Source organism: Methylobacterium sp. Leaf117, assembly GCF_001422985.1.
Lineage (GTDB): Bacteria > Pseudomonadota > Alphaproteobacteria > Rhizobiales > Beijerinckiaceae > Methylobacterium.
This window is the reverse complement of record NZ_LMNL01000001.1, coordinates 328,156-347,262: the sequence shown is the minus strand read 5'-3', so window position 1 is coordinate 347,262 and position 19,107 is coordinate 328,156. Positions and strand designations below refer to the sequence as shown.

The following is a 19,107-nucleotide window of genomic DNA, read 5'->3' as shown; positions in this document are numbered from 1 at the left end:
TCCCCCGGAACCCGCCCCGGCTCATCCGCCGGCGGCGTCCGGGATGGTGATGCGGAAGCAGGTTCCACAAGCGGTCTCGTCGAGGGTCAGGCGTCCCCCGTTCAGCTCGACCAGCTCGAACGCGATGGCGAGACCGAGACCGGTTCCACCTGAGCGTGACGAACCCTTGAACGGGCTGAACAGGTGTTCGCGAGCACGCGCCGGAAGACCAGGGCCGTTATCGGCCACGAGGATCGTGGTCTCCCCAGATCCCGCCGCGCCGACACGCTTGGCCTCGATGGTGATCGCAGGATTGTCGCGAACCGAAGCCTCCGCCCCATTGGCCGAAGGGCTGAGCGCCTGCACCGCGTTCCGCACGATGTTGGCGAGCGCCCGTGAGAACTGATCCGGGTCGACGAAAATCTTGAGATCGCCCGGGCAGATCTCGTGAATGGCGATCTTCGAATCACGGCCGCGTCCGGCGAGGTCGGCCTGTTCCGAGAACAGCGCAGCCAGCGGAATCGTGCGCCGGTTCGGCTTGCGCTCCGAGGTCCGGCCATACGCCAGGGTTTCCTCGCAGAAGCGGATCGCGCGATCCAAGGTCGCCACGAGGCGCGGGGCCACGCGCTGAACGACCGGATCGGTGACGCCATCCAGTCGGTCGCTGAGCAACTGCGCGGTGGTCAGCAGATTGCGCAGTTCGTGGTTGATCTTGCTCACCGAGAGACCGAGCCCGGCCAAGCGCCGCTTCTCACGGAGCTCGCCCGCGAGCGCGGTTTCCATCCGGGCCAGGGCGATTTCCGCCTGTCCAATCTCATCCGTCCGGCGAGAGGGCACGATGACGCCATCGATCGCCTCGGGGTTCTCGGCGAAGTCGGTGATGTTGCGCACGAGGCGGCCGACCGGCCGAACGATCGCGCGCTGGAGCACGAGGAAGATCAGCCCCGCCACGGCCGCCGCGATGGCCAGGGATGACAGGGCGAGGCGAATGGCGAAGTCTGCCACCGCCTCACGGAATGGACCCGGATCCATCAGGATCTCGACGAGATCGAAGCCGTCCCGTCCATGTCCGATGACTCGAATCGGGTGTGGTGTTTCGGCCAGAAGGGTCCGGGCGATGCCGCGGATCGACGCGATCCAATGATCCTCACGCAGATCGATGATTTCCGACACGGTGTCCGGCACCATCTCGATCGACAGCAGACGTCGGGCGCCATTGCCCCGAACCGCGATGGCACGAGCACCCGCTCCAGCCAGGAGGCGCTGGGACAGGCCCTCGGAGACCTGCTGGTCCGGGGCGGCGTCCAGCACCAGGGCCGCGACCTGGGCCGCGGCGATCCGGTCAGAGAGCCACATCCGGCGGTAGTTCGACACCGTCGGGACGTAGATCAGCACTTCGATCAGGGCCACGAAGGCCACAGTGAGCAGGAACAGCCGCCCGGATAGCCCAAAGTGACGCCCGAGCCCGCGCGACGGCGTCGGCTCGACGGAGGTGACCTGCTGCTGGAATTCGACGCGCGACGTCACACCCATCTCGGCACTTTGCGTTTCCGGTGTCCTGTGGCGCGACGTGCAACGGCGTGAATTCGATCTGGAGGACCATCCAGCGGCGTTTTCAGGGCGAAGGCTCGGCGCGTGATTGCCGTGCCAACGTTCCGAATCGTCGAAGGCTGCGTCCAGCTCCCGAACTCTTTAGATCAGGTACATGGCTAAATTCGATCAGAAATTAAGGCTGACGACGGGTCAGGCGACGTCGTAGGACTACCGAGACGAGGGCGAAGGCGGCCAAGGCGGCCAGACCGGCGACCATTTTGGGAGTGATAAGGGCTCGCAGCGTGAGGGCATTGTCGCAATCGAGCCCCTGCGCCGCGAGGCAGGCGGTCTTCGCGGTCTCATGGACGGCGACGACATCCTCGATGGCCGCTCCGGTCGAGGCATAGATGAAGGCGCCGGGCAGCAGGCCCACAAGGGTCGCCAACACGAAGGTGCTGCGCTTCACGCCGAAGGCGGCCGGTGCCAGATTGGTCATCCAGAACGGAAAAATCGGCAGCAGCCGCAAGAAAGCGATGTAGCCGAAAGCGTCCTCGCGAAATCCCGCCGCCAAGCCGGCGAGACGCGGGCCGGCCCGCCGTAGGAGCAGATCGGAAGCGGGTCCGCGCCCGATCGTAAAGACGATGGCGGCCCCGGTGGTGGCGGCGGCCAGGGCGATGAGCGCGCCCGGCACGATGCCGAAGAGAAATCCGCACAGCATCGTCAGGAACAGCGAGGCGGGCACGGAGACCACGACCGCGCCGACATAGACGCAGTAGGCCGCCACCATCGCGCGGAATGGATCTTCCGCCACCCACGCGTTGAGCCAGGCGCGCGAGGCGAGCAGCCGATCGAGGCTGAGGAGATGCGAAGCACCCGAGACAAGAACGGCGAGAGAGGCACCGACGAGGAGCAGCAACGGTATCCAGCGGAAGAGACGTTTCGTCCGCGTCGATGCCGGTGGACGGGCGAGCGGCTCGCTCACCCGGGCTTGCGCATCCGGAGGATCTTGAAGAATCCGCCGGGGAAGGTCGGCGAGACACCGATGAATTCGACGCCATTGGCTCGGGCCCAGGCTTCGATCCGAGTCGATTTGAACGCCGAGGACCAGCCGATCTTGGTGCAGAGCGGGGCCACGATCTCCTCGACCTTGGCCACCGGACCGGCGGTCTGGCCGAAATGGTTGGCCAGCACGATCTCGCCACCGGGCCGGACCACGCGCAGAAACTCGGAAAGCGCCGCCTCAGGGTCCGGCACGAGGGTGATGAGGAATTGCGCCACCACCGCGTCGAAGGATTTGTCGGCGTAGCCGAGGCGGCACACATCCATCACCTGGAGCCCGTGCACGTGGCGCAGGCCGCGACGCAGGACCTTGGCGCGCGCCCGCTTCAGCATGTCCTCGGACAGGTCGACGCCGCAGACGAAGCTGGTGGGCGGGTAATAGCCGAGCGAAAGGCCGGTACCAACGCCCGCCTCCAGGATGCGTGGACCGCAAGCCACCGCCGCGTTCACCGCGTCGCGCGCCGCCGGCTCCGTCAGCTTGTCGTAGATGACATCGTAGACCGGTGCCCAGCGGGCATAGGCCTTGCGCATCAGGGCGGTGCTCGGACCAGCCTCCCGCGGCTCGCTCAGCATGTCGGTCTCGTCGTCCTGTGAGGGGATGGGGGTTCGCCCGCGCCGATGGCGTGGCTTACGATGACGCGGCTTTTGCTCAGGCGGCTTGGGCCGTGCCGGTCGCCAACGCGTCGATACGCCGAATGGTGCCACCACCGAGGACGCGGGCGCGCGGGCCGTCGTCGGCGTAGATCACGCAGGCCTGTCCGGGCGAGACGCCGTCCTCGGGCGTTGCCAGGACGATCTCGGCCGAATGGTCGGAGGGGTCACGGGTGAGAAGCGCCGGGCGGGGTTCGCGGGTGGAGCGCACCCGCACCGCCACGGGCAGGCCCTCGAAAGCTTCGTCGCCGCCGAGCCAGTTCAGGTCGGTGATCCGAATTCGGCTGGTGGCCAGGGCCGAGCGTGGACCGACCACAACACGGGCGCTGTCGGGCTCGAGGCGGATGACGTAGAGCGGTTCGCCAACCGCGAGGCGTAGGCCCCGTCGCTGGCCGACGGTGTAGTGGATGATGCCCTCGTGCCGGCCGAGCACCTGCCCTCCGAGATCGACGATCTCGCCGGCGCGGGCCGCGTCCGGCCGCAGCCGGGCGATCACATCGGCGTAGCGGCCCTGCGGAACGAAGCAGATGTCCTGGCTGTCAGCTTTTTCGGCGACCGCAAGGCCAAGGTCACGGGCGAGGCGCCGGGTCTCGTCCTTCGGCAGTTCCCCCAGGGGGAAACGGAGGAAGTCGAGTTGCTCCGCCGTGGTGGCGTAGAGGAAGTAGCTCTGGTCCCGCGCCGGATCGAGGGCGCGGTAGAGGCCGCGGCCACCGGAAGCCTCCGGGCGGCTCGCCACGTAATGCCCGGTCGCGAGGCAATCGGCTTCCAGGTCGCGGGCAGTGCGTAACAGATCGCGGAACTTGATCGAGCGATTGCACTCGACGCAGGGGATCGGCGTCTCCCCGGCGAGGTAGCTTTCGGCAAAGCGATCGATCACGGATTCGCGGAAACGGTCCTCGTAGTCGAGAACGTAATGCGGGATCTCGAGAGCCTCCGCCACGCGGCGGGCATCATGGATGTCCTGGCCGGCGCAGCAGGCGCCTTTCCGATGGGTGGCGGCGCCATGATCGTAGAGCTGAAGCGTGATGCCGACGACGTCGTAGCCCTGCCGCTTCAGGAGACCGGCCACGACGGAGGAATCGACGCCGCCGGACATGGCGACGACGACGCGCGTCTCGTGCGGAGCCTTGGGAAGATCGAGGGAATTCATCGCGCCAGGGTTTGCCGGTGAGGACCGGTCCGGTCCCGCGCGTGAGTCTATAGCGATCCTCGCCCAGGAGTTCCAGGGAGATAGGTCAAGCGGAACAAGGCAAGGGTAGGCCCTGAGAGGGGTGAAAGCTGCCGGCCCTAAGGCAGAAATTGCCGACCCGCGTTTTCATCAGCTCGGCAGTCGACCAAAATTCCTGATCAATCACAGTCTCTTAGATCAAAAATTTCCTGGCCTGCGCCTTGCTCTGTCGGAGCCGAGGAGTAAGCGACCCATGCCTGTCTCGCCAATCGACCGGAGTTCCCTGGCGCGGCGGCCAGCCCCGACTGGAACGGTTCCGTCGCCGGGGGCAAACCTTGCCGGCTTCCGCATCGAGGCATCGGACGCGGCATCCCGCGACGCTTCGTCCAACCTGCGTTCGGCGGCACCGCGACCCCGGGTCGACTACGCGGCGGCGGCGACTCGGATTGACCGAGTGGCGTCGGACCGCGCCGATGCTGCACGTCGAGCGGCGCAGGACCGGCATGATGCAAAGCAGGACGACGCGGCAAAGGCCGAGAGGGCTGAAAGGGCGAAGAGCGCTCGGTCGACCCCGGAGGCGCGCCAGCGGGCCGCTGCCCCGCAGGTTCGGGACCGGGTGTCCACCGCTGACCGCCAGGGAACTGCCGAAACGGTCGGTACGCCCCCCCCAGGGGCAGCCGGATCATCGGACGAAACATCCAACGCGGATGCGGCCTCTGACGACGGCAAGGCGATCCCCGAGGATGGTAGGGCCTCCGAAGACGAGACGAAGGAAGCGGCGCTGGGCGCGCCGCAGATCGTTCTCGCGCCGGCCCTTGCCCCTCCGCCTCCAACGCAGGTGGCCGCAGTCCTGGGCGCAGTTGCAGCCCAGAGCGGCTCGGGCAAGCCGGGAGATCCGTTGAAGGCCGGTGACGATATCGCCGGTTCGGTGGAGGCCGGCACGACGCCAGTGGTGAAGCCGGATGCGTCGGCCCTCACCGGATTGCCGGCTCTGAAGGTAGCCGCGGGAAATGACGGCTCGGAGGCTGGCGACCAGCCTTTCGCCAAGGCCGAGGGCGCCTTTGCCGAGGCTCTGGGCCCCGCTCCCGATGCGACGGCACGGACCGACTTGGCGCCCTCTTCCGTGGTGAACCCCGCTCCCGCGGGTGCCAAAGGCGCGGAGCCGACCGCCCAGAATCCGGCGAGTGCCCAGGCCTCGGCACCGGTACCTCTCGGCGCAGTCCCGATGACAATCGGCCTGCGATCCCTGGCCGGCAGCAATCAATTCGAAATCCGCCTCGACCCGAAGGATCTCGGCCGCATCGACGTGAACCTCGACATCGACAAGGCGACCGGGGCGGTTCAGGCCCACCTTGTCGTCGATCGGCCGGAAACCCTGGCGCTGCTCCAGCGCGATGCCGCCAATCTCCAGCAGGCGCTGGCCCAGGCCGGTCTCAGCGCGGGCGACGGAAGCATCAACCTGTCCCTGAGGGGCGATGGAGCCGCCAGCGGACAGTCGAACGGCTCCGGCGCCGACGGGGGCGCCTCGGACCGGCACGGCGCTGCGCGCGCCGGCTCCCACGCCTCCGACGTCATCCCATCCCTCACCGCCGTTCCGATGCGCCGCTACGGCGCCCTCCTCGGCATCGACATCCGTATCTGAGGAACCGAACCATGGCTTCAGGCATCACAGGCGCCGCCAGCGCGGCGAACGCGAAAGGCACCACCAAGACCTCCCAGCAGGAACTGGCGGGCAATTTCACGCAGTTCCTGACGCTGCTGACGACGCAGCTTAAGAACCAGAACCCCCTCGACCCGATGGACACCAACCAGTTCACCCAACAGCTGGTGCAATATGCCGGCGTCGAGCAGCAGCTGAAGTCGAACGACCGGCTCGACGCGATCCTCACCAACGCCAAGTCGTCGAGCGCGGCGTCGGCGACCGGCTTCATCGGCCAGACGATCACGGCGGACGGTAGGACCACCACGCTCAAGGACGGTGCTGCCCAATGGACGCTGACGCCCCAACGGGCCGCCAAGCAGGCCACGATGACGATCAGCGACGCCAAGGGCAACGTGGTGGCGACTCAGACCAAGGCCCTCGCGGAGGGCGCCCAGTCCTTCACCTGGGATGGGCGCTCGTCGAGCGGGTTCACCTCGGCGAACGGAACCTACTCGATTAAAGTGGATGCGGTCGACGTCACCGGCACCAAGATCGTGGTCGACACCAAGGTCAAGGGAACGGTGTCGAGCATCGATCTCAGCGGGTCCGAACCGGTGCTTCTCGTCGGCAAATCGAAGGTCCCGGTGTCGGCGGTTCAGGACATCGGCGCGAAGTTGTCCACATGACGAACCAGGCGAATCCAATGCGAGCGATCCGCTTCAAGATATCTTAAGCGGCCACAAGTAGCTTCCAATCTCGACAGGTCAGTCGAGTTGTAGAGCGTATCATGACCGAACCAAGCCGCCCGAGAGTGAAGTACGTGATCGGGCCTGATGGAAGTCCGTTAACCATTGCGGACCTTCCGCCGACCACCACGCGGCGATGGGTCATCCGTCGCAAGGCCGAAGTGGTCGCCGCCGTGAGAGGCGGATTGCTCAGCCTTGAGGAGGCCTGCCAGCGCTACACCCTCACCACCGAGGAGTTCCTGAGCTGGCAATTCTCTATCGATCAACACGGTTTGGCCGGCCTGCGCACGACGCGCATCCAGCACTACCGTCACTGAGTCGCCGACTGCCGGGATTTCCGTCAATCCCGTCTGTCTTATCCGAACCCGGAAGCCGCGTCTCCTCATCCGGGCGCGGCTTTCGCGTCTCCGGGGACCTCTATAGGACTACCTGTCCTCCATCATAGGACCACCCGTCCTTCCTCACGGAACGTTAACTTCGCGGTAACCACGACCCAGGCAAATTTTGCCTAGTAGGTGCCGGGAGTCCGGTGCCGCGTCTCGTGTGGGTACGTCGCTTCGTGAAACCGGTCCTCGACCTCGTGACCAAGTTAGGCCCGGCGCGTCTCGCCGCCATGGCCGCCGTCACGATGACGCTGATCGGTTTCTTCGCCTTCGTGATCCTGCGCGTCTCCAAGCCCGACATGGGCGTGCTCTTCGCCGACCTGTCGATGTCCGATTCTTCGGCCGTGATCCGTGACCTCGACGCACGCGGCATCAAATACGAAACCCGCGGCGACGCCGGTCAGACCATCCTGGCGCCCCGCGCCGACCTTCCCCGCCTGCGCATGGACCTCGCCGGTAAGGGCATTCCGGGCGCCGCCGGCGTCGGCTACGAGATCTTCGACAAGGGCGACGCCTTCTCGTCCACCAACTTCGTTCAGAACGTGAACCACCTTCGGGCCCTGGAAGGCGAGCTGTCCCGCTCCATTCGGGCCATCGCTCGGGTCCAGGCCGCCCGTGTTCACCTCGTGATCCCGGAGCGCCGCCTGTTCGAGCGCGATCGTGAAACACCGAGCGCCGCCATCGTCCTCAAGCTGATGGGAGATCTCGACCCCTCCCAGGTCCGGGCTATCCGCCACCTCGTGGCCTCTGCGGTGGAGGGCCTGAAGCCGGAACGCGTGTCCATCGTCGACGAGCGCGGGCGTCTTCTGGCCGACGGTGCACGCGGCACCGAGGCCGATGCAGGTGCCGGCATGGAGGAGAAGCAGGTCGGCATCGAGCGCCGCCTGCGCTCGCAGATTGAGGAGATCGTCGCCGGAATCGTCGGGGCCGGCCGCGCTCGCATCCAGGTCAGCGCCGAACTCGACCTCAACCGAATCGAAAGTCGTTCGGAAAGCTTCGATCCCGAGAGCCGCGTGATGCGCTCCACCCAGACACGCAGCGAGATCTCGATCACGAGTGGCTCCGAAGGCGCGGTCACGGTGGGCAACGAGCTTCCTGGTGCCAATCAGCCGGGGCCGGCTCCGACTCCGAAAGATTCCACGAACAAGAATGAGGAGACCACGAACTACGAGATCTCCCGCGTCACCAAAACCGAAATTGCCGAGGGCGGAAGGGTCAAGCGGCTCTCGGTTGCGGTGGTGGTCGACGGAGCCTACGTCCCGGGACCGGATGGCAAGCCGGTCTACCAGCCGCGCCCGGCTGATGAGGTCGATCGCATCGCTGCCCTGGTCCGGTCGGCCATCGGCTACGACAAAGCCCGCGGCGATCAGGTGGAGGTGATGAACCTTCGGTTTGCAGAGACCCCGACACAGGTTGAGTTCGCCGAGCCAAGCTTGGTTCAGTCGCTGCTATCCCCGTCCAAAGAGGAGATCATGCGGATCGTCGAGCTGGCTGTTCTCAGCATGCTGACGCTGATCGTCCTGATGGCGGTCGTGCGCCCCCTGCTGAAGAAGGTCCTGGCCTCGGAGCCGATCCAGATCGCGATCGCGTCGGGCGCCGGAGCCGCCGTCGCCGAAGCTCTGATGGTGCCGCCCGAGAATACCACTGCGCGGCTTGTCGATTTTGCGCAGTTGAACGGCAAGGTACAGGCTGAGACTGTCCAGCGTGTCGTCGACATGGTTCGTGCCAGCCCGAGCGAGACCGTGGAAGTGCTCCGCAACTGGATCCACGAGACCTGATGTCGATTGCGGCTGGAAACCATTCCCTGCATCACCCGGTGAGGAGGTGAGGCCATGGCCTCGGGACTGAACCTTCAGGCGGAACTTGCCAAGCTCGGCGGCGGTAGCGGCGGCGGCTTCCCGGGCATGACCGGGGCTCAGCGCGCCGCTGCTCTTCTGCTTTTGCTGGGGGAAAGCGAAGGCGCACCGATCTGGCAGATGCTCGACGAGGACGAGGTCAAGCTCGTCTCGCACGCCATGGTGCAGCTCGGCTCGCTGGAGGCTGAGACCGTCGAGAAGCTCATCGTCGACTTCGTCTCGCGTCTGTCCTCCGGCGGCGGAATCACGTCGAATTTCGAGCGCACCGAATCGCTGCTCCTGAAGATTTTTCCGACCGAGCAGGTCTCGGCGATCATGGCAGAGATCAAGGGCGCCTCGGGGAAGCGGGTCTGGGCAAGCCTCACGCAGATCGACCCCGAGATCCTCGCTTCGTTTCTGCGGAACGAGTACCCGCAGACCGTCGCGGTCGTCCTTTCGAAGGTGCGCTCCGACTACGCCGCCAAGGTTCTGACCATTCTGCCCGAGGAATTCGCCATCGACGTTCTCAACCGGATGCTCCGCATGGAAACGGTGCAGAAGGAGGCGCTGCGGCACATCGAGGAAACCCTTCGCGTCGAATTCGTCTCGACGATCGCGCAGACCACGCGTCGTGACGCGCACGAGTTGATGGCCGACGTGTTCAACGCGTTCGACCGCCAGACCGAGGGTCGCTTCCTGACGGCCCTCGACCAAGCCAATCGCGGGTCGGCCAAGAAGATTCGCCAGCTGATGTTCACCTTCGAGGATCTGCTCAAGCTCGATGCCGGCAGCGTTCAGACCCTCCTGCGCAAGGTCGATAACGAGACGCTGTGCCGGGCCCTCAAGGGGGCCGACGAGCGGGTGCGCACCTTCTTCCTCAAAAACATGTCCACCCGGGCGGCCAAGAACATCACCGACGAGATGGGTTCGCTCGGCCCGATCCGTCTCAAGGATGTAGATGAGGCTCAGGCCAAGATGACCGAACTCGCCAAGGACTTGGCGGAGAAGGGCGAGATCATGATCGCCAAGTCGAGCGGTGAGGAGGAACTGGTCTATTGAACGCGCGTCGCTTCCTCTTCGACACCGATTTCCGTCCCCGCCCGGACAACCCCGCCACCGTCAAGGAGGCGGCCGCTCTGGCGGAGACCATCGCGCGCGCCGAGGCCGAGGGCTATGCGCGCGGACTTCGCGAAGGGCAGGCCATGGCCGAACAGCAGATCCAGGCGCGCCTGTCGGACGCGATCACCCGACTGGGGCTCGCAGCCGCCGGCCTGATCGGGCAATCGGATGCACGTGACCTGTCGCGTGAGGACGAAGCGATGGACTTCGCGGTCGCCCTTGCCCGCAAGATCGCCGGCGAGGCCCTTGATGCTCAGCCCCTGGCGGCAATCGGCGACGCCGCCCGCGCCGCACTCCAGCACCTGCGCGGCGTGCCTCACCTAGTGGTCCGGGTTCACGAGAGTCTCGTCGATGACTCTGAGGCTCTTGTGAAGAGACTGGCGCGCGAGCGCGGCTTCGAGGGCCGTCTCGTCGTGCTCGGCGAGCCCGATCTCGCACTGGGCGACGCGCGCATGGAATGGGCCGATGGTGGTGTGGTGAGAGACCGCGCCCGCATCGAGGCCGCCGTGCTCTCCGCCATTGGCATCCCCGCCTAACCCGACACCGGATCAGGAAGAGCCCGCATGTCCGACGATTTCAGCCTTCCCCAGCTCAATAACGGCGATGCGTCCTTCGACGGGCTCGGGACCGAGTCGATCCGCGAGGCCCCAACGACTCCGAAGAGCGCTGCGGACCTGGAGCAGGTCTTCGACGTGCCGGTGGTCGTCTCGGCGGTGCTCGGATCCTCCCGCATGCCGATCGGAGATCTGCTCCGACTCCAACCCGGCGCGGTGCTGGAACTCGACAGAAAGGTCGGCGAAGCCATCGACATTTTCGTGAACAATCGCCTCGTGGCGCGTGGTGAGGTCGTCCTCGTCGAGGACCGCCTTGGCGTTACGATGACCGAGATTATCAAGAGCGATCACTGAACCTTCTCATCTTTCCGGCCGCCGCGCACCCGCGCGAAGCCAAACCTGACGGAGACCCTGAGCCATGCGGCTTCTCATCATCGGACGCCTGAACAGCGAACTGATCACGGCGTCGAAGATCGCCATGAACCGCGGTGCGTCCGTGACCAACGCGGAGAGCCTGACGCAGGGCCTGGCCGTTCTCCGCTCTAAGGGCGCCGACCTCATCATGATCGATGTCGGCTTGGCGATCCGCGATCTGGTCACCGCGTTGACCGACGAGCGTATCCGCACGCCAGTCATCGCCTGCGGTGTTGCCACTGATGCCAAGGCCGCCGTTGCGGCGATCCAAGCTGGGGCTCGCGAGTACATCCCCCTGCCCCCCGACCCTGACATGATCGCGGCAGTGCTCCAGGCAGTATCCGAGGATGGCCGTGCCTTTGTGTGGCGCGACGCGTCCATGGAGAAGGTGGTCAAACTCGCCGAGCAGGTGGCGCGCTCCGAAGCGTCGGTGCTGATCACTGGCGAAAGCGGTACTGGCAAGGAGGTGTTGGCCCGCCACGTCCACGGAAAGTCGAACCGGGCTAACCGGCCCTTCGTCTCCGTCAATTGCGCAGCCATTCCGGAAGCACTGCTCGAATCCGAGTTGTTCGGCCACGAGAAAGGGGCGTTCACGGGCGCCATCGCGCGTCGAATCGGCCGGTTTGAAGAAGCCAATGGCGGAACGTTGCTGCTCGATGAAATCTCAGAGATGGATGTGCGCCTGCAGTCGAAACTGCTGCGCGCCCTCCAAGAGCGCGTGATCGACCGGGTCGGTGGAACCGCACCGGTGAAAGTCGACATCCGCGTCCTTGCGACCTCCAATCGCAATCTGGTGGAAGAAGTTCGCAAGGGCACATTCCGCGAGGATCTGTACTACCGGCTGAACGTCGTACATCTCCGCCTGCCGGCCCTACGGGAACGCCCGGCCGATATCCTTGAACTCGCCGCTCACTTCGCTCGAAAATACGCCGACGTGAATGGACTGCCGATGCGCCCGCTCAGTCAGGCGGCGCAGAGCCTCGTCCGGGCCAATCCTTGGCGCGGCAACGTGCGCGAACTCGAGAATACTCTTCATCGCGCCGTGTTGCTCGCGTCTGGATCCGAGATCGGTCACGATGCGATTTTAACACCCGAAGGGGACAGTATCGCGCCGGTCTGTGCAGGTCCGGCCGAGCGGGCTGCCCGAGTGGCCGAGGCCGCAACCCGCGGTCTCGTTGGACAGACTGTGGCCCAGGTGGAGCGCGATCTAATTCTCGATACCCTGGATCACTGTCTCGGCAACCGGACGCATGCTGCGACCATTTTGGGGATCTCGATCCGGACGCTGCGCAACAAGCTCAACGAGTACGTCGATGCCGGCCTGTCGGTTGCGGAACCCGGCAACGTGAGGGCTGTCGCCGCCTACGGCTGATCGATTTTCCAGCGATAGAGTGCACTGCTCACCGCACGGTCGCGCTCAGCGATCGCCATAAGCCTGCTCGGTCGCCATCTGGACGGCATGGGCGCGCTCCAACTTTTCCAAGGCGACGAAACGCGCGATTTCGGCCTCGACATCGCGGATCGTCTCCTGGACCAGATGCTGTTGAAGGGCAGTCCGGGGATCATCCGCAGTAAGGCCGTCCCGCGCCTGGAGACGCTCGACCGCCTCTTTGACGACGCTGTAGACTGCCTCGCGTTCCGAGCGGGACATCGCGGGATTGACCGCCCGGGCAATGAGATCGTTGAAGTCCGACATACGGTCTGAAGGAACCCCTTGGCTTGGAAAAACTGGCGGTTGCGGCAGGTCCATACCAACGCCGCTGGGGCGGCGTCAGAGGCGTTGGTCGTTGATACCGGCCAGGATCAACGCCAGTGAACTCCAGACGACCAGGAAGCCGAAGAACACCACCATCAGGCTGTACCCGCGCTGCGGATACTCAGAGTAGGTCGGCAAAGAGGGCTCGACGAATGTCGCCAGGTAGATCTGCTGCTTGCCGGCAGCGATTCTGGCCCGATCGACCATGAGGTTCGCAGATTCGTTGAGCTTCGTCGCGATGGTGCGCTCGACCTGCAGGCCCTCGTATTCCAGCAACGCGCGCGTCATGTTCGTGCTCGGATCCGAGCCGGACAACCCCTCGGTGGTGAGTTGGTCGGTCAGTTTCTTGATCTGCTGATCCAAAGCGCTGATGCCGGAAACCAGATTCTGAATGCTGCGCGATTTCTCGTCGAGGTTTGAGCCGCGCAGCACAACGAGGTCGGACTCGGCCTTGATCCGATCCTTGCGCAGCAACGCGATCGTGGTCAGCGTCGATTCTGCCGCCTTGGCGGGATCGATGATCCCCCAGCGGTTTCGGAAGACCTGGAGAGCCAGATGGGCGTTGCGCAGCCGTTCCTGCGCCTTCGCCGCTTCAATCTCGGCATGTTTGACCATGTCACCTTGAGCACGTCGCGAGATGTCGTTGATCAGGGCTTCGCTGCGCGCCACCACTTCCCGATTGATGGTCAGAGCGTCCTCGGGCGTGAACGCACGTACGTTCAAGGTGATGATGCCGGATAGCACCTCGATCCGTGTCGTCACATGGTGGCGCCAGTACTTGACCAACTCCTCGATCGGTTGCCCCGGCCGGTAGCGTTCCCAGAAATCTGCATTACTCCGAGAGAACATCTCCGAGACTTTGAGATGCTGCTCCGCCTTTGAAACGATTGCTTGGCTATCGATGTAATCTCGGATGATAAAGCTATCCTGGCTGTTATGCTTCATCATCAAGTCTGAGAATTGCCCGCCCGGACTTTCGTCCATCGGCTCGACATTGCCGCGCACCGCAAACTGGGCAGTCGCGATGTACTGATCCGAGGCGAAGACGAAAAGATAGAGCCCTGCGATGGCTGTCGGCAGAAGAACGAAAAAGCCGAATTGACGGAGGAGACCGCCTATCAGGTTCTTCGGCGTTGCCGATGGAGGGCGAATCCCAGGCAGGCGCCGCCAGTCGAGCTGCTCCTGTGCCCGTTTCAACAGGGCCGGGACGCGGCTTGGCGTGACCGGAGGGACGGTTTCGGCATCGCGCCGCAGATCCGGTACCGAATTCAGTGCGACGTCGATGACCCCGCGCACCCGGTCCCTCTGCTTGACCTCGTCGACGCTCATGCTTCTAGGTTCCCGGGACTCGGCTCGATGCGGGCTAGCTGTGGACGGCCCGTCAAGGGCAGTCATCCTGACGAAGCCAGACGACGATGCATATGGTCACGCCTTCGGAGCCCTCTCGACACTCTGGCGTTGTGTTCTGGCATGTTGCGGTTTTCGGCCCTTTTTAAGGCGCCTCGTCATCCGTTGCACCCTCGGTGACGGTACCAATAGACCTCGATCGCTCGATAAACCGGTGGGTGAATGAACAGCAAGAATGAGGTGGAAGGGCACCCGGCACGCTTACGCCTGGCCAGGGCTGAATTTTCGGAGTTGGTGCTGGTCTGCAGCAAATGCGTCAAGCGTCAGGGTTTGAAAAAGGGTTCGTTACGGAAACTTCTAAAGCGTGAGCTGAAAGGTCGAACCACGGTTGGCAAGCTCCGCATCGTCGAAACCGGCTGCCTTGGTCCCTGTCCAAAACGGTTGATGGCTGTCGCGACCACGGGGAGCTTGGTAAATCAGCGGATCCATCTTCTCGATCCAACCGCCTCTGCAGCTGAATCGGTTGATGCACTGTTCCCCGATTTCGGCCCCAAAGTCCGCTTAGCGCTGGGGGCGGATCGATGAATTCGGGTCGGTAGATTCAGGTTGGTCGAGTTTCGTCACCTGCATCGCGGCCCAGGATAGGTATAGCTTGGAGCGGACAACACTTGACCGACCTCTTGCCTGAGTCGTCATCTGCGGAAGCACTTTCGCCCGCAGGAGACTCGCGAACGACAAGTCTCGGCCATGGCGTGATGCGTCGCCTACCCCTCGTTGGAACCCTGCTGGGACTTGGACTCGGGGTCTGGCTGATCGCAACAAACGATCTCGGGTCCGTCGCAGACGCCTTCGGGCGCGTGGGAGCGGTGGGTCTCGTGAGCATCGTGCTGGTTCGCGTGGTCATCATCCTTTTTTGCGGGCTGGCCTGGGCCCAGATCGTGCGGGGCATCGCCGGTCTCGGACAAGCAAAGACCGGCGCCTTCGTCCTGTTGAGATTCGTCCGCGAGGGCATCAACGTGCTGCTGCCGGTCGCCTCGATCGGAGGCGATGTCGTCGGTGGCCGCCTGCTCACCTTCTGGGGCGCGACGGGAACCCTCGCGGCTGGATCGATCCTGGTCGACATGCTGTTCCAGGCGGGCACCCAGGCGCTCTTCGCTTTGGGCGGGGTAGTGCTTCTGCTGCAGGTTGGAGGGGACTCGGCTCAGGGTCTCGCGACCTGGGTCTTGCGCGTGCTGGGCGTCACCGCACTGCTGCTCACCGCTTTCCTGCTGGTACAACGCAGCGCTGCAGCGCGGACTGTGGCAGCAAAGGCCATCGCCCGCCTGCGCGGGACGTTCCGCGGACAAGGTGGCGTGACGAAGCAGACGGGAGGCAGCGTCTACGACGCTCTCGATGCGATCTGGGGCGCGAACCGGAGTGGGCGGCTCGCCGCCTCCGTGCTTCTGCATTTCATGGCTTGGATTTTGGGCGCCCTCGAGATCTGGATCGCTTTGGCGTGTATCGGAGTGGCGAATGTCGGTTTCGCCGAGGTCATGGTCATTGAAGCGCTAAGCCAAGCGATCAAGTCTGCCGCGTTCCCCGTTCCAAGCGGGCTAGGCGTGCAGGAGGGTGGCTTCGTCCTCCTGGGCAGCCTGTTCGGCATCGATGCCGGCACCGCGCTCGCCCTTTCGCTGATCAAGCGCGTTCCCGATGTGGTTCTCGGCCTCCCTGCCCTGCTGCTGTGGCAGGCGCTGGAGGCCCGGCGCGCACTGATCCTGCCGCCGACGTCTTGAAGCGCGACATGTCTACGACCATTCGCGGGCCCATGGCAGCACGGGGTGTTCTGGCCGCGACTCTGCTGCCGGTGGGTGCCCTCCTCGGCAGCATCGTCTCGCTGAGTGTGGGCACGTCCTTCGCCAAACGCCTGTTCCCGATGCTCGGTGCCGAGGGTACCACCACGCTCCGCGTCGGCCTGTCGGCGGTGATGCTGGTACTCCTGTGGCGGCCTTGGCGCCTGCGACTGAGCTTCGCCGATGCCCGGTCACTGGTGCTCTACGGCACGGTGTTGGGCGCGATGAATCTGCTGTTTTACCTGTCGCTCCGGACCATCCCGCTGGGCCTTGCCATCGCCATCGAGTTCTCCGGCCCGCTGGCCTTGGCGCTCGTGGTCTCGCGCAAGCCGATCGACTTCGCCTGGATCGGCTGTGCGATCCTGGGGCTCGGCCTGCTGCTGCCGCTCGGCGGCCTCTCCAGCGGGCTCGATCCGGTCGGCGTCGCCTGCGCGCTTGGTGCGGCTGTTTGCTGGGCGCTCTACATCGTCTTCGGACAGCGGGTCGGGCATCTCCACGGGGGCTGTGCCGTCGCGATCGGGATGTCGATGGCGGCCCTGGTCGTCATGCCCTTCGGCATCGCCAGTGCGGGCGTGGCACTGCTCGATCCCGCGATTCTGGGGTTCGGACTCGCGGTGGCCGCCCTGTCGAGCGCGCTGCCCTACACCCTCGAGATGGTCGCGCTACAGCGTCTGTCGAAGCAGAGCTTCGGCGTACTCCTCAGCCTTGAGCCCGCAGTCGGGTCGCTTGCAGGCGTCATGATCTTAGGTGAGCGCCTCACCCCCACGGAGTGGATCGCCATCCTATGCATCGTGGTGGCCTCCATCGGTAACACCATCACGGTGCATCGCCGACGGAACAGAGGCGCGGCGGTCGGGGTCTCACCGGTCTGACGAACCGCCGGCTTTCGGTTCAGGGCTTAGCCGTCTGCGAGACGATATCGTCCAGGGCGGTCTTCAGCCCCTCTTCGACGGTGGGATGGTAGAACGGCCGGTCGAGCAGGGTCTGGGCCGACAGGCCGTCCTCGATCGCCAAAGCGAGCAGGTGCGCGAGGTGTTCGCACGACGGGCCGAGCATCTCGGCGCCCGTGAGGCGGCCGGTTCTGTCGGCGTAGAGGCGCAGACCGCCGGCGTTCTCGGCCATGATCCTGGCCCGTCCCTGGTCGCCGAAATCGACGTTGCCGATCAAGGTGTTGGTGTCCTCCGGATCGAACGGAACACCGACGCTGGCCGCCTGCGGCTCGGTGAACACCATGGCGAGGTTCGTCCAGCGCCGGGGCGCCTCGACGGAGCTGCCCCCGTCGACGATCAGCCGGGCCGCGTTGGCGCCGGCGATGTGCCCCTGGCGGGAGGCTTCGTGCAGCACCGGCCGCTCGGCGTTGGCATCGCCGGCGAGGAAGATGGGTGCGCCGGCGCAGAGCAGCGAGCGGGGGTCGACGTCCGGCATGCCGTCCGCGTCGAGGGTAAGGCCGGCCTGGTCGAGGCCGAGGTGATGCAGGTTCGGGGGACGGCCGATGGCGGCGAGCACCCGGGCGAAGCTGCCGCTGTGGGCGGCGCCGTCCGCGCCGGTCCAGGTCAGGCAGGCGCGGCCTTCGTCGATGCGGCCGCCGGTGACCTCGGAGCCGAGTTCCAGGGTGATCTCGGTGTCGAAGATCCGGCGGGCCTCGGCGGCGAGGCCCGGGTCGCGCAGGGCGGCGAGGTGGGTGCCGGGGTCGAAGAGCGTGACGGCGACGCCGAGGCGGGCCATGGCCTGGGCCAGCTCGATTCCGACGGCGCCGCCGCCCAGGACGGCGAGGGATTCGGGCAGATCCGGCAGTTCGAACACCGTGTCGGTATTCACTAGCAACGTGTCGAGGTCACACAGGTTGGAGGGCATCGCCGGGTGTGACCCGGTGGCGACGACCGCGGCGCGGTAGGCGACGCGGGTGTGATCGTCGACCATCAGGGTGCCGGGGCCGGTGAAGCGGGCGCGGCCGTCGATTCGGGCCTCCGCGTCGATGGCCTCGACGCCGTCAAGCACGCCGGCGACGAAATGATCGCGCTCGCGCCGGACCCGGGCCATCACGGCGGGGCCATCGATGCGGACGGGACCGGCCTCGACGCCGAAAATCCCGGCCCGGCGGGCCGCATGGGCGGCGTTGCCGGCGGTGATCAGGAGCTTCGACGGCATGCAGCCGACGCGGGCGCAGGTGGTGCCGCCTGGGCCGGCCTCGATCAGCACGACGTCGGCGCCGCCGGCGCGGGCGGCGCGGGCGGCGTGGAAGGCGGCGTGGAAGGCGGCGAGGCCGGCGGTGCCGGCGCCGATCACGGCGATGTCACAGGATCTCTCGCGCATCGCGTCGGGGTCTCGCAGGTTGGCGCCGCTGGGCCCTGCAAGGGCGAAGCGGTGCGGGGCGGCGGGCCAACACGCCGGTCCGGCGAACGTTCCTGGCGCGGCTGCGGCCTTCCGTCAGTCCGGCTCGGCCAGCAAGCCTTCGACGAAGGCGGTCAGGCCGACGCGGCGCTCGCGCTTCAGGCGCTCGGCGATGAGGATGCCCTCGAGGGAGCGGAAGGCGTCGTCGAGGTCGTCGTTGACGATGACGTAGTCGTATTCGCTCCAGCGCTGGATCTCCATCCGGGCATTGGCGAGGCGCTTCTCGATGGTGTCCGGCGAATCCTCGGCCCGGCGCTCCAGGCGGTGGCGCAGTTCGGCCAGCGAGGGCGGCAGGATGAACACCGTGACCACGTCTTCGGCGAGCTTGGAGCGCACCTGCCGGGTGCCCTGGTAGTCGATGTCGAAGATCATGTCCCGGCCGGCGCCCAGCACCTTCTCCACCGGGCGGCGCGGGGTGCCGTAGAAATTGCCGTGCACCTCGGCCCATTCGAGCAGGTTGTCGGCGCTGCGCAGGGCGTCGAAGGCCTCGCGGTCGATGAAGGTGTAGTGCTTGCCGTCGATCTCGGAGGGCCGGCGCTGGCGCGTCGTCACCGAGATCGAGAGGTCGAGGCCCCATTTCGGGTCGGCCGCCACCGCCCGGGTCAGCGTGGTCTTGCCCGCGCCGGACGGGGACGACAGGATGAGGATGAACCCGCGCCGCCCGATCGACGGTGCGCTCTCCTTCGATGAGGCCTGCATTT

19 protein-coding genes are annotated in these 19,107 nt (G+C 65.7%); 11 read left to right on the top strand and 8 right to left on the bottom strand.

The features are described 5' to 3' along the window. Positions 1–21: 21 nt before the first annotated feature. From ASF57_RS01545 to mnmA, 4 genes are all read right to left on the bottom strand, one after another. On the bottom strand, positions 22–1,506 hold the full coding sequence (locus ASF57_RS01545) for a HAMP domain-containing sensor histidine kinase (protein WP_244476762.1): 1,485 nt from the start codon (positions 1,504–1,506) through the stop codon (positions 22–24). A 199-nt stretch (positions 1,507–1,705) separates the two neighbouring features. Further along, complete coding sequence (locus ASF57_RS01540; RefSeq protein WP_056479187.1) at positions 1,706–2,494, bottom strand: VTT domain-containing protein; 789 nt, start codon at positions 2,492–2,494, stop codon at positions 1,706–1,708. Further along, positions 2,491–3,144 carry a class I SAM-dependent methyltransferase gene (locus ASF57_RS01535; protein ID WP_056479184.1) on the bottom strand — a complete coding sequence of 218 codons (654 nt, stop codon included), beginning with the start codon at positions 3,142–3,144 and terminating at the stop codon, positions 2,491–2,493. The genes ASF57_RS01540 and ASF57_RS01535 overlap by 4 nt, the downstream gene beginning before the upstream one ends. A 76-nt stretch (positions 3,145–3,220) precedes the next feature. Next, entirely contained in the window at positions 3,221–4,372 is a 1,152-nt protein-coding gene (gene mnmA, locus ASF57_RS01530; RefSeq protein ID WP_056479181.1) for a tRNA 2-thiouridine(34) synthase MnmA, read from the bottom strand. Between the two features lie 916 nt (positions 4,373–5,288). Here mnmA and ASF57_RS26160 point away from each other — a divergent pair. From ASF57_RS26160 to ASF57_RS01490, 8 genes are all read left to right on the top strand, one after another. After that, entirely contained in the window at positions 5,289–6,032 is a 744-nt protein-coding gene (locus tag ASF57_RS26160; protein WP_056479178.1) for a flagellar hook-length control protein FliK, read from the top strand. A gap of 11 nt (positions 6,033–6,043) precedes the next feature. Then, positions 6,044–6,718, top strand: a complete 675-nt coding sequence (locus ASF57_RS01520) for a flagellar hook capping FlgD N-terminal domain-containing protein (RefSeq protein ID WP_056479175.1) — start codon at positions 6,044–6,046, stop codon at positions 6,716–6,718. A 101-nt stretch (positions 6,719–6,819) separates the two neighbouring features. Next, positions 6,820–7,095 (top strand): DUF1153 domain-containing protein, encoded by a 276-nt coding sequence (locus tag ASF57_RS01515; protein WP_018044452.1) that lies wholly within the window; start codon positions 6,820–6,822, stop codon positions 7,093–7,095. Between the two features lie 242 nt (positions 7,096–7,337). Continuing rightward, positions 7,338–8,939, top strand: a complete 1,602-nt coding sequence (fliF, locus tag ASF57_RS01510) for a flagellar basal-body MS-ring/collar protein FliF (protein WP_056479172.1) — start codon at positions 7,338–7,340, stop codon at positions 8,937–8,939. A gap of 54 nt (positions 8,940–8,993) precedes the next feature. Further along, on the top strand, positions 8,994–10,055 hold the full coding sequence (fliG, locus tag ASF57_RS01505; protein WP_056479169.1) for a flagellar motor switch protein FliG: 1,062 nt from the start codon (positions 8,994–8,996) through the stop codon (positions 10,053–10,055). After that, positions 10,052–10,651, top strand: coding sequence for a FliH/SctL family protein (locus ASF57_RS01500; protein WP_056479166.1), 600 nt, complete (start codon positions 10,052–10,054; stop codon positions 10,649–10,651). Before fliG ends, ASF57_RS01500 begins: the two co-directional genes overlap by 4 nt. A 27-nt stretch (positions 10,652–10,678) precedes the next feature. Further along, positions 10,679–11,023, top strand: a complete 345-nt coding sequence (gene fliN / locus ASF57_RS01495) for a flagellar motor switch protein FliN (RefSeq protein ID WP_056479163.1) — start codon at positions 10,679–10,681, stop codon at positions 11,021–11,023. A gap of 64 nt (positions 11,024–11,087) precedes the next feature. Continuing rightward, positions 11,088–12,455, top strand: coding sequence for a sigma-54 dependent transcriptional regulator (locus ASF57_RS01490; RefSeq protein WP_056479161.1), 1,368 nt, complete (start codon positions 11,088–11,090; stop codon positions 12,453–12,455). A gap of 45 nt (positions 12,456–12,500) precedes the next feature. Here the strand turns inward: ASF57_RS01490 and ASF57_RS01485 are convergent, their stop codons facing one another. Continuing rightward, the gene (locus tag ASF57_RS01485) at positions 12,501–12,779 is read right to left on the bottom strand and encodes a hypothetical protein (protein WP_056479158.1); all 279 of its coding nucleotides are present in this window, start codon (positions 12,777–12,779) and stop codon (positions 12,501–12,503) included. 75 nt (positions 12,780–12,854) lie between these two features. Next, complete coding sequence (locus ASF57_RS01480; protein ID WP_056479155.1) at positions 12,855–14,168, bottom strand: capsule biosynthesis protein; 1,314 nt, start codon at positions 14,166–14,168, stop codon at positions 12,855–12,857. Between the two features lie 240 nt (positions 14,169–14,408). Between ASF57_RS01480 and ASF57_RS24275 the strand changes: the two genes are divergently transcribed. From ASF57_RS24275 to ASF57_RS01470, 3 genes are all read left to right on the top strand, one after another. Then, positions 14,409–14,771 carry a (2Fe-2S) ferredoxin domain-containing protein gene (locus ASF57_RS24275; protein ID WP_082503617.1) on the top strand — a complete coding sequence of 121 codons (363 nt, stop codon included), beginning with the start codon at positions 14,409–14,411 and terminating at the stop codon, positions 14,769–14,771. 170 nt (positions 14,772–14,941) lie between these two features. Continuing rightward, a complete protein-coding gene (locus ASF57_RS01475; RefSeq protein WP_056479152.1) occupies positions 14,942–15,958 on the top strand; it encodes a lysylphosphatidylglycerol synthase domain-containing protein in 1,017 nt (338 codons plus the stop codon). An 8-nt stretch (positions 15,959–15,966) separates the two neighbouring features. Next, positions 15,967–16,887: a DMT family transporter gene (locus ASF57_RS01470; protein ID WP_056480124.1), complete on the top strand. Its 921-nt coding sequence runs from the start codon at positions 15,967–15,969 to the stop codon at positions 16,885–16,887. A gap of 19 nt (positions 16,888–16,906) precedes the next feature. On the opposite strand, the gene ASF57_RS01465 is transcribed toward ASF57_RS01470, so the two are convergent. Then, positions 16,907–18,328: a dihydrolipoyl dehydrogenase gene (locus tag ASF57_RS01465; RefSeq protein WP_056479150.1), complete on the bottom strand. Its 1,422-nt coding sequence runs from the start codon at positions 18,326–18,328 to the stop codon at positions 16,907–16,909. Positions 18,329–18,442: 114 nt separating this feature from the next. Beyond that, positions 18,443–19,105 carry a guanylate kinase gene (gene gmk / locus ASF57_RS01460; protein WP_056479147.1) on the bottom strand — a complete coding sequence of 221 codons (663 nt, stop codon included), beginning with the start codon at positions 19,103–19,105 and terminating at the stop codon, positions 18,443–18,445. Positions 19,106–19,107 lie beyond the last annotated feature (2 nt).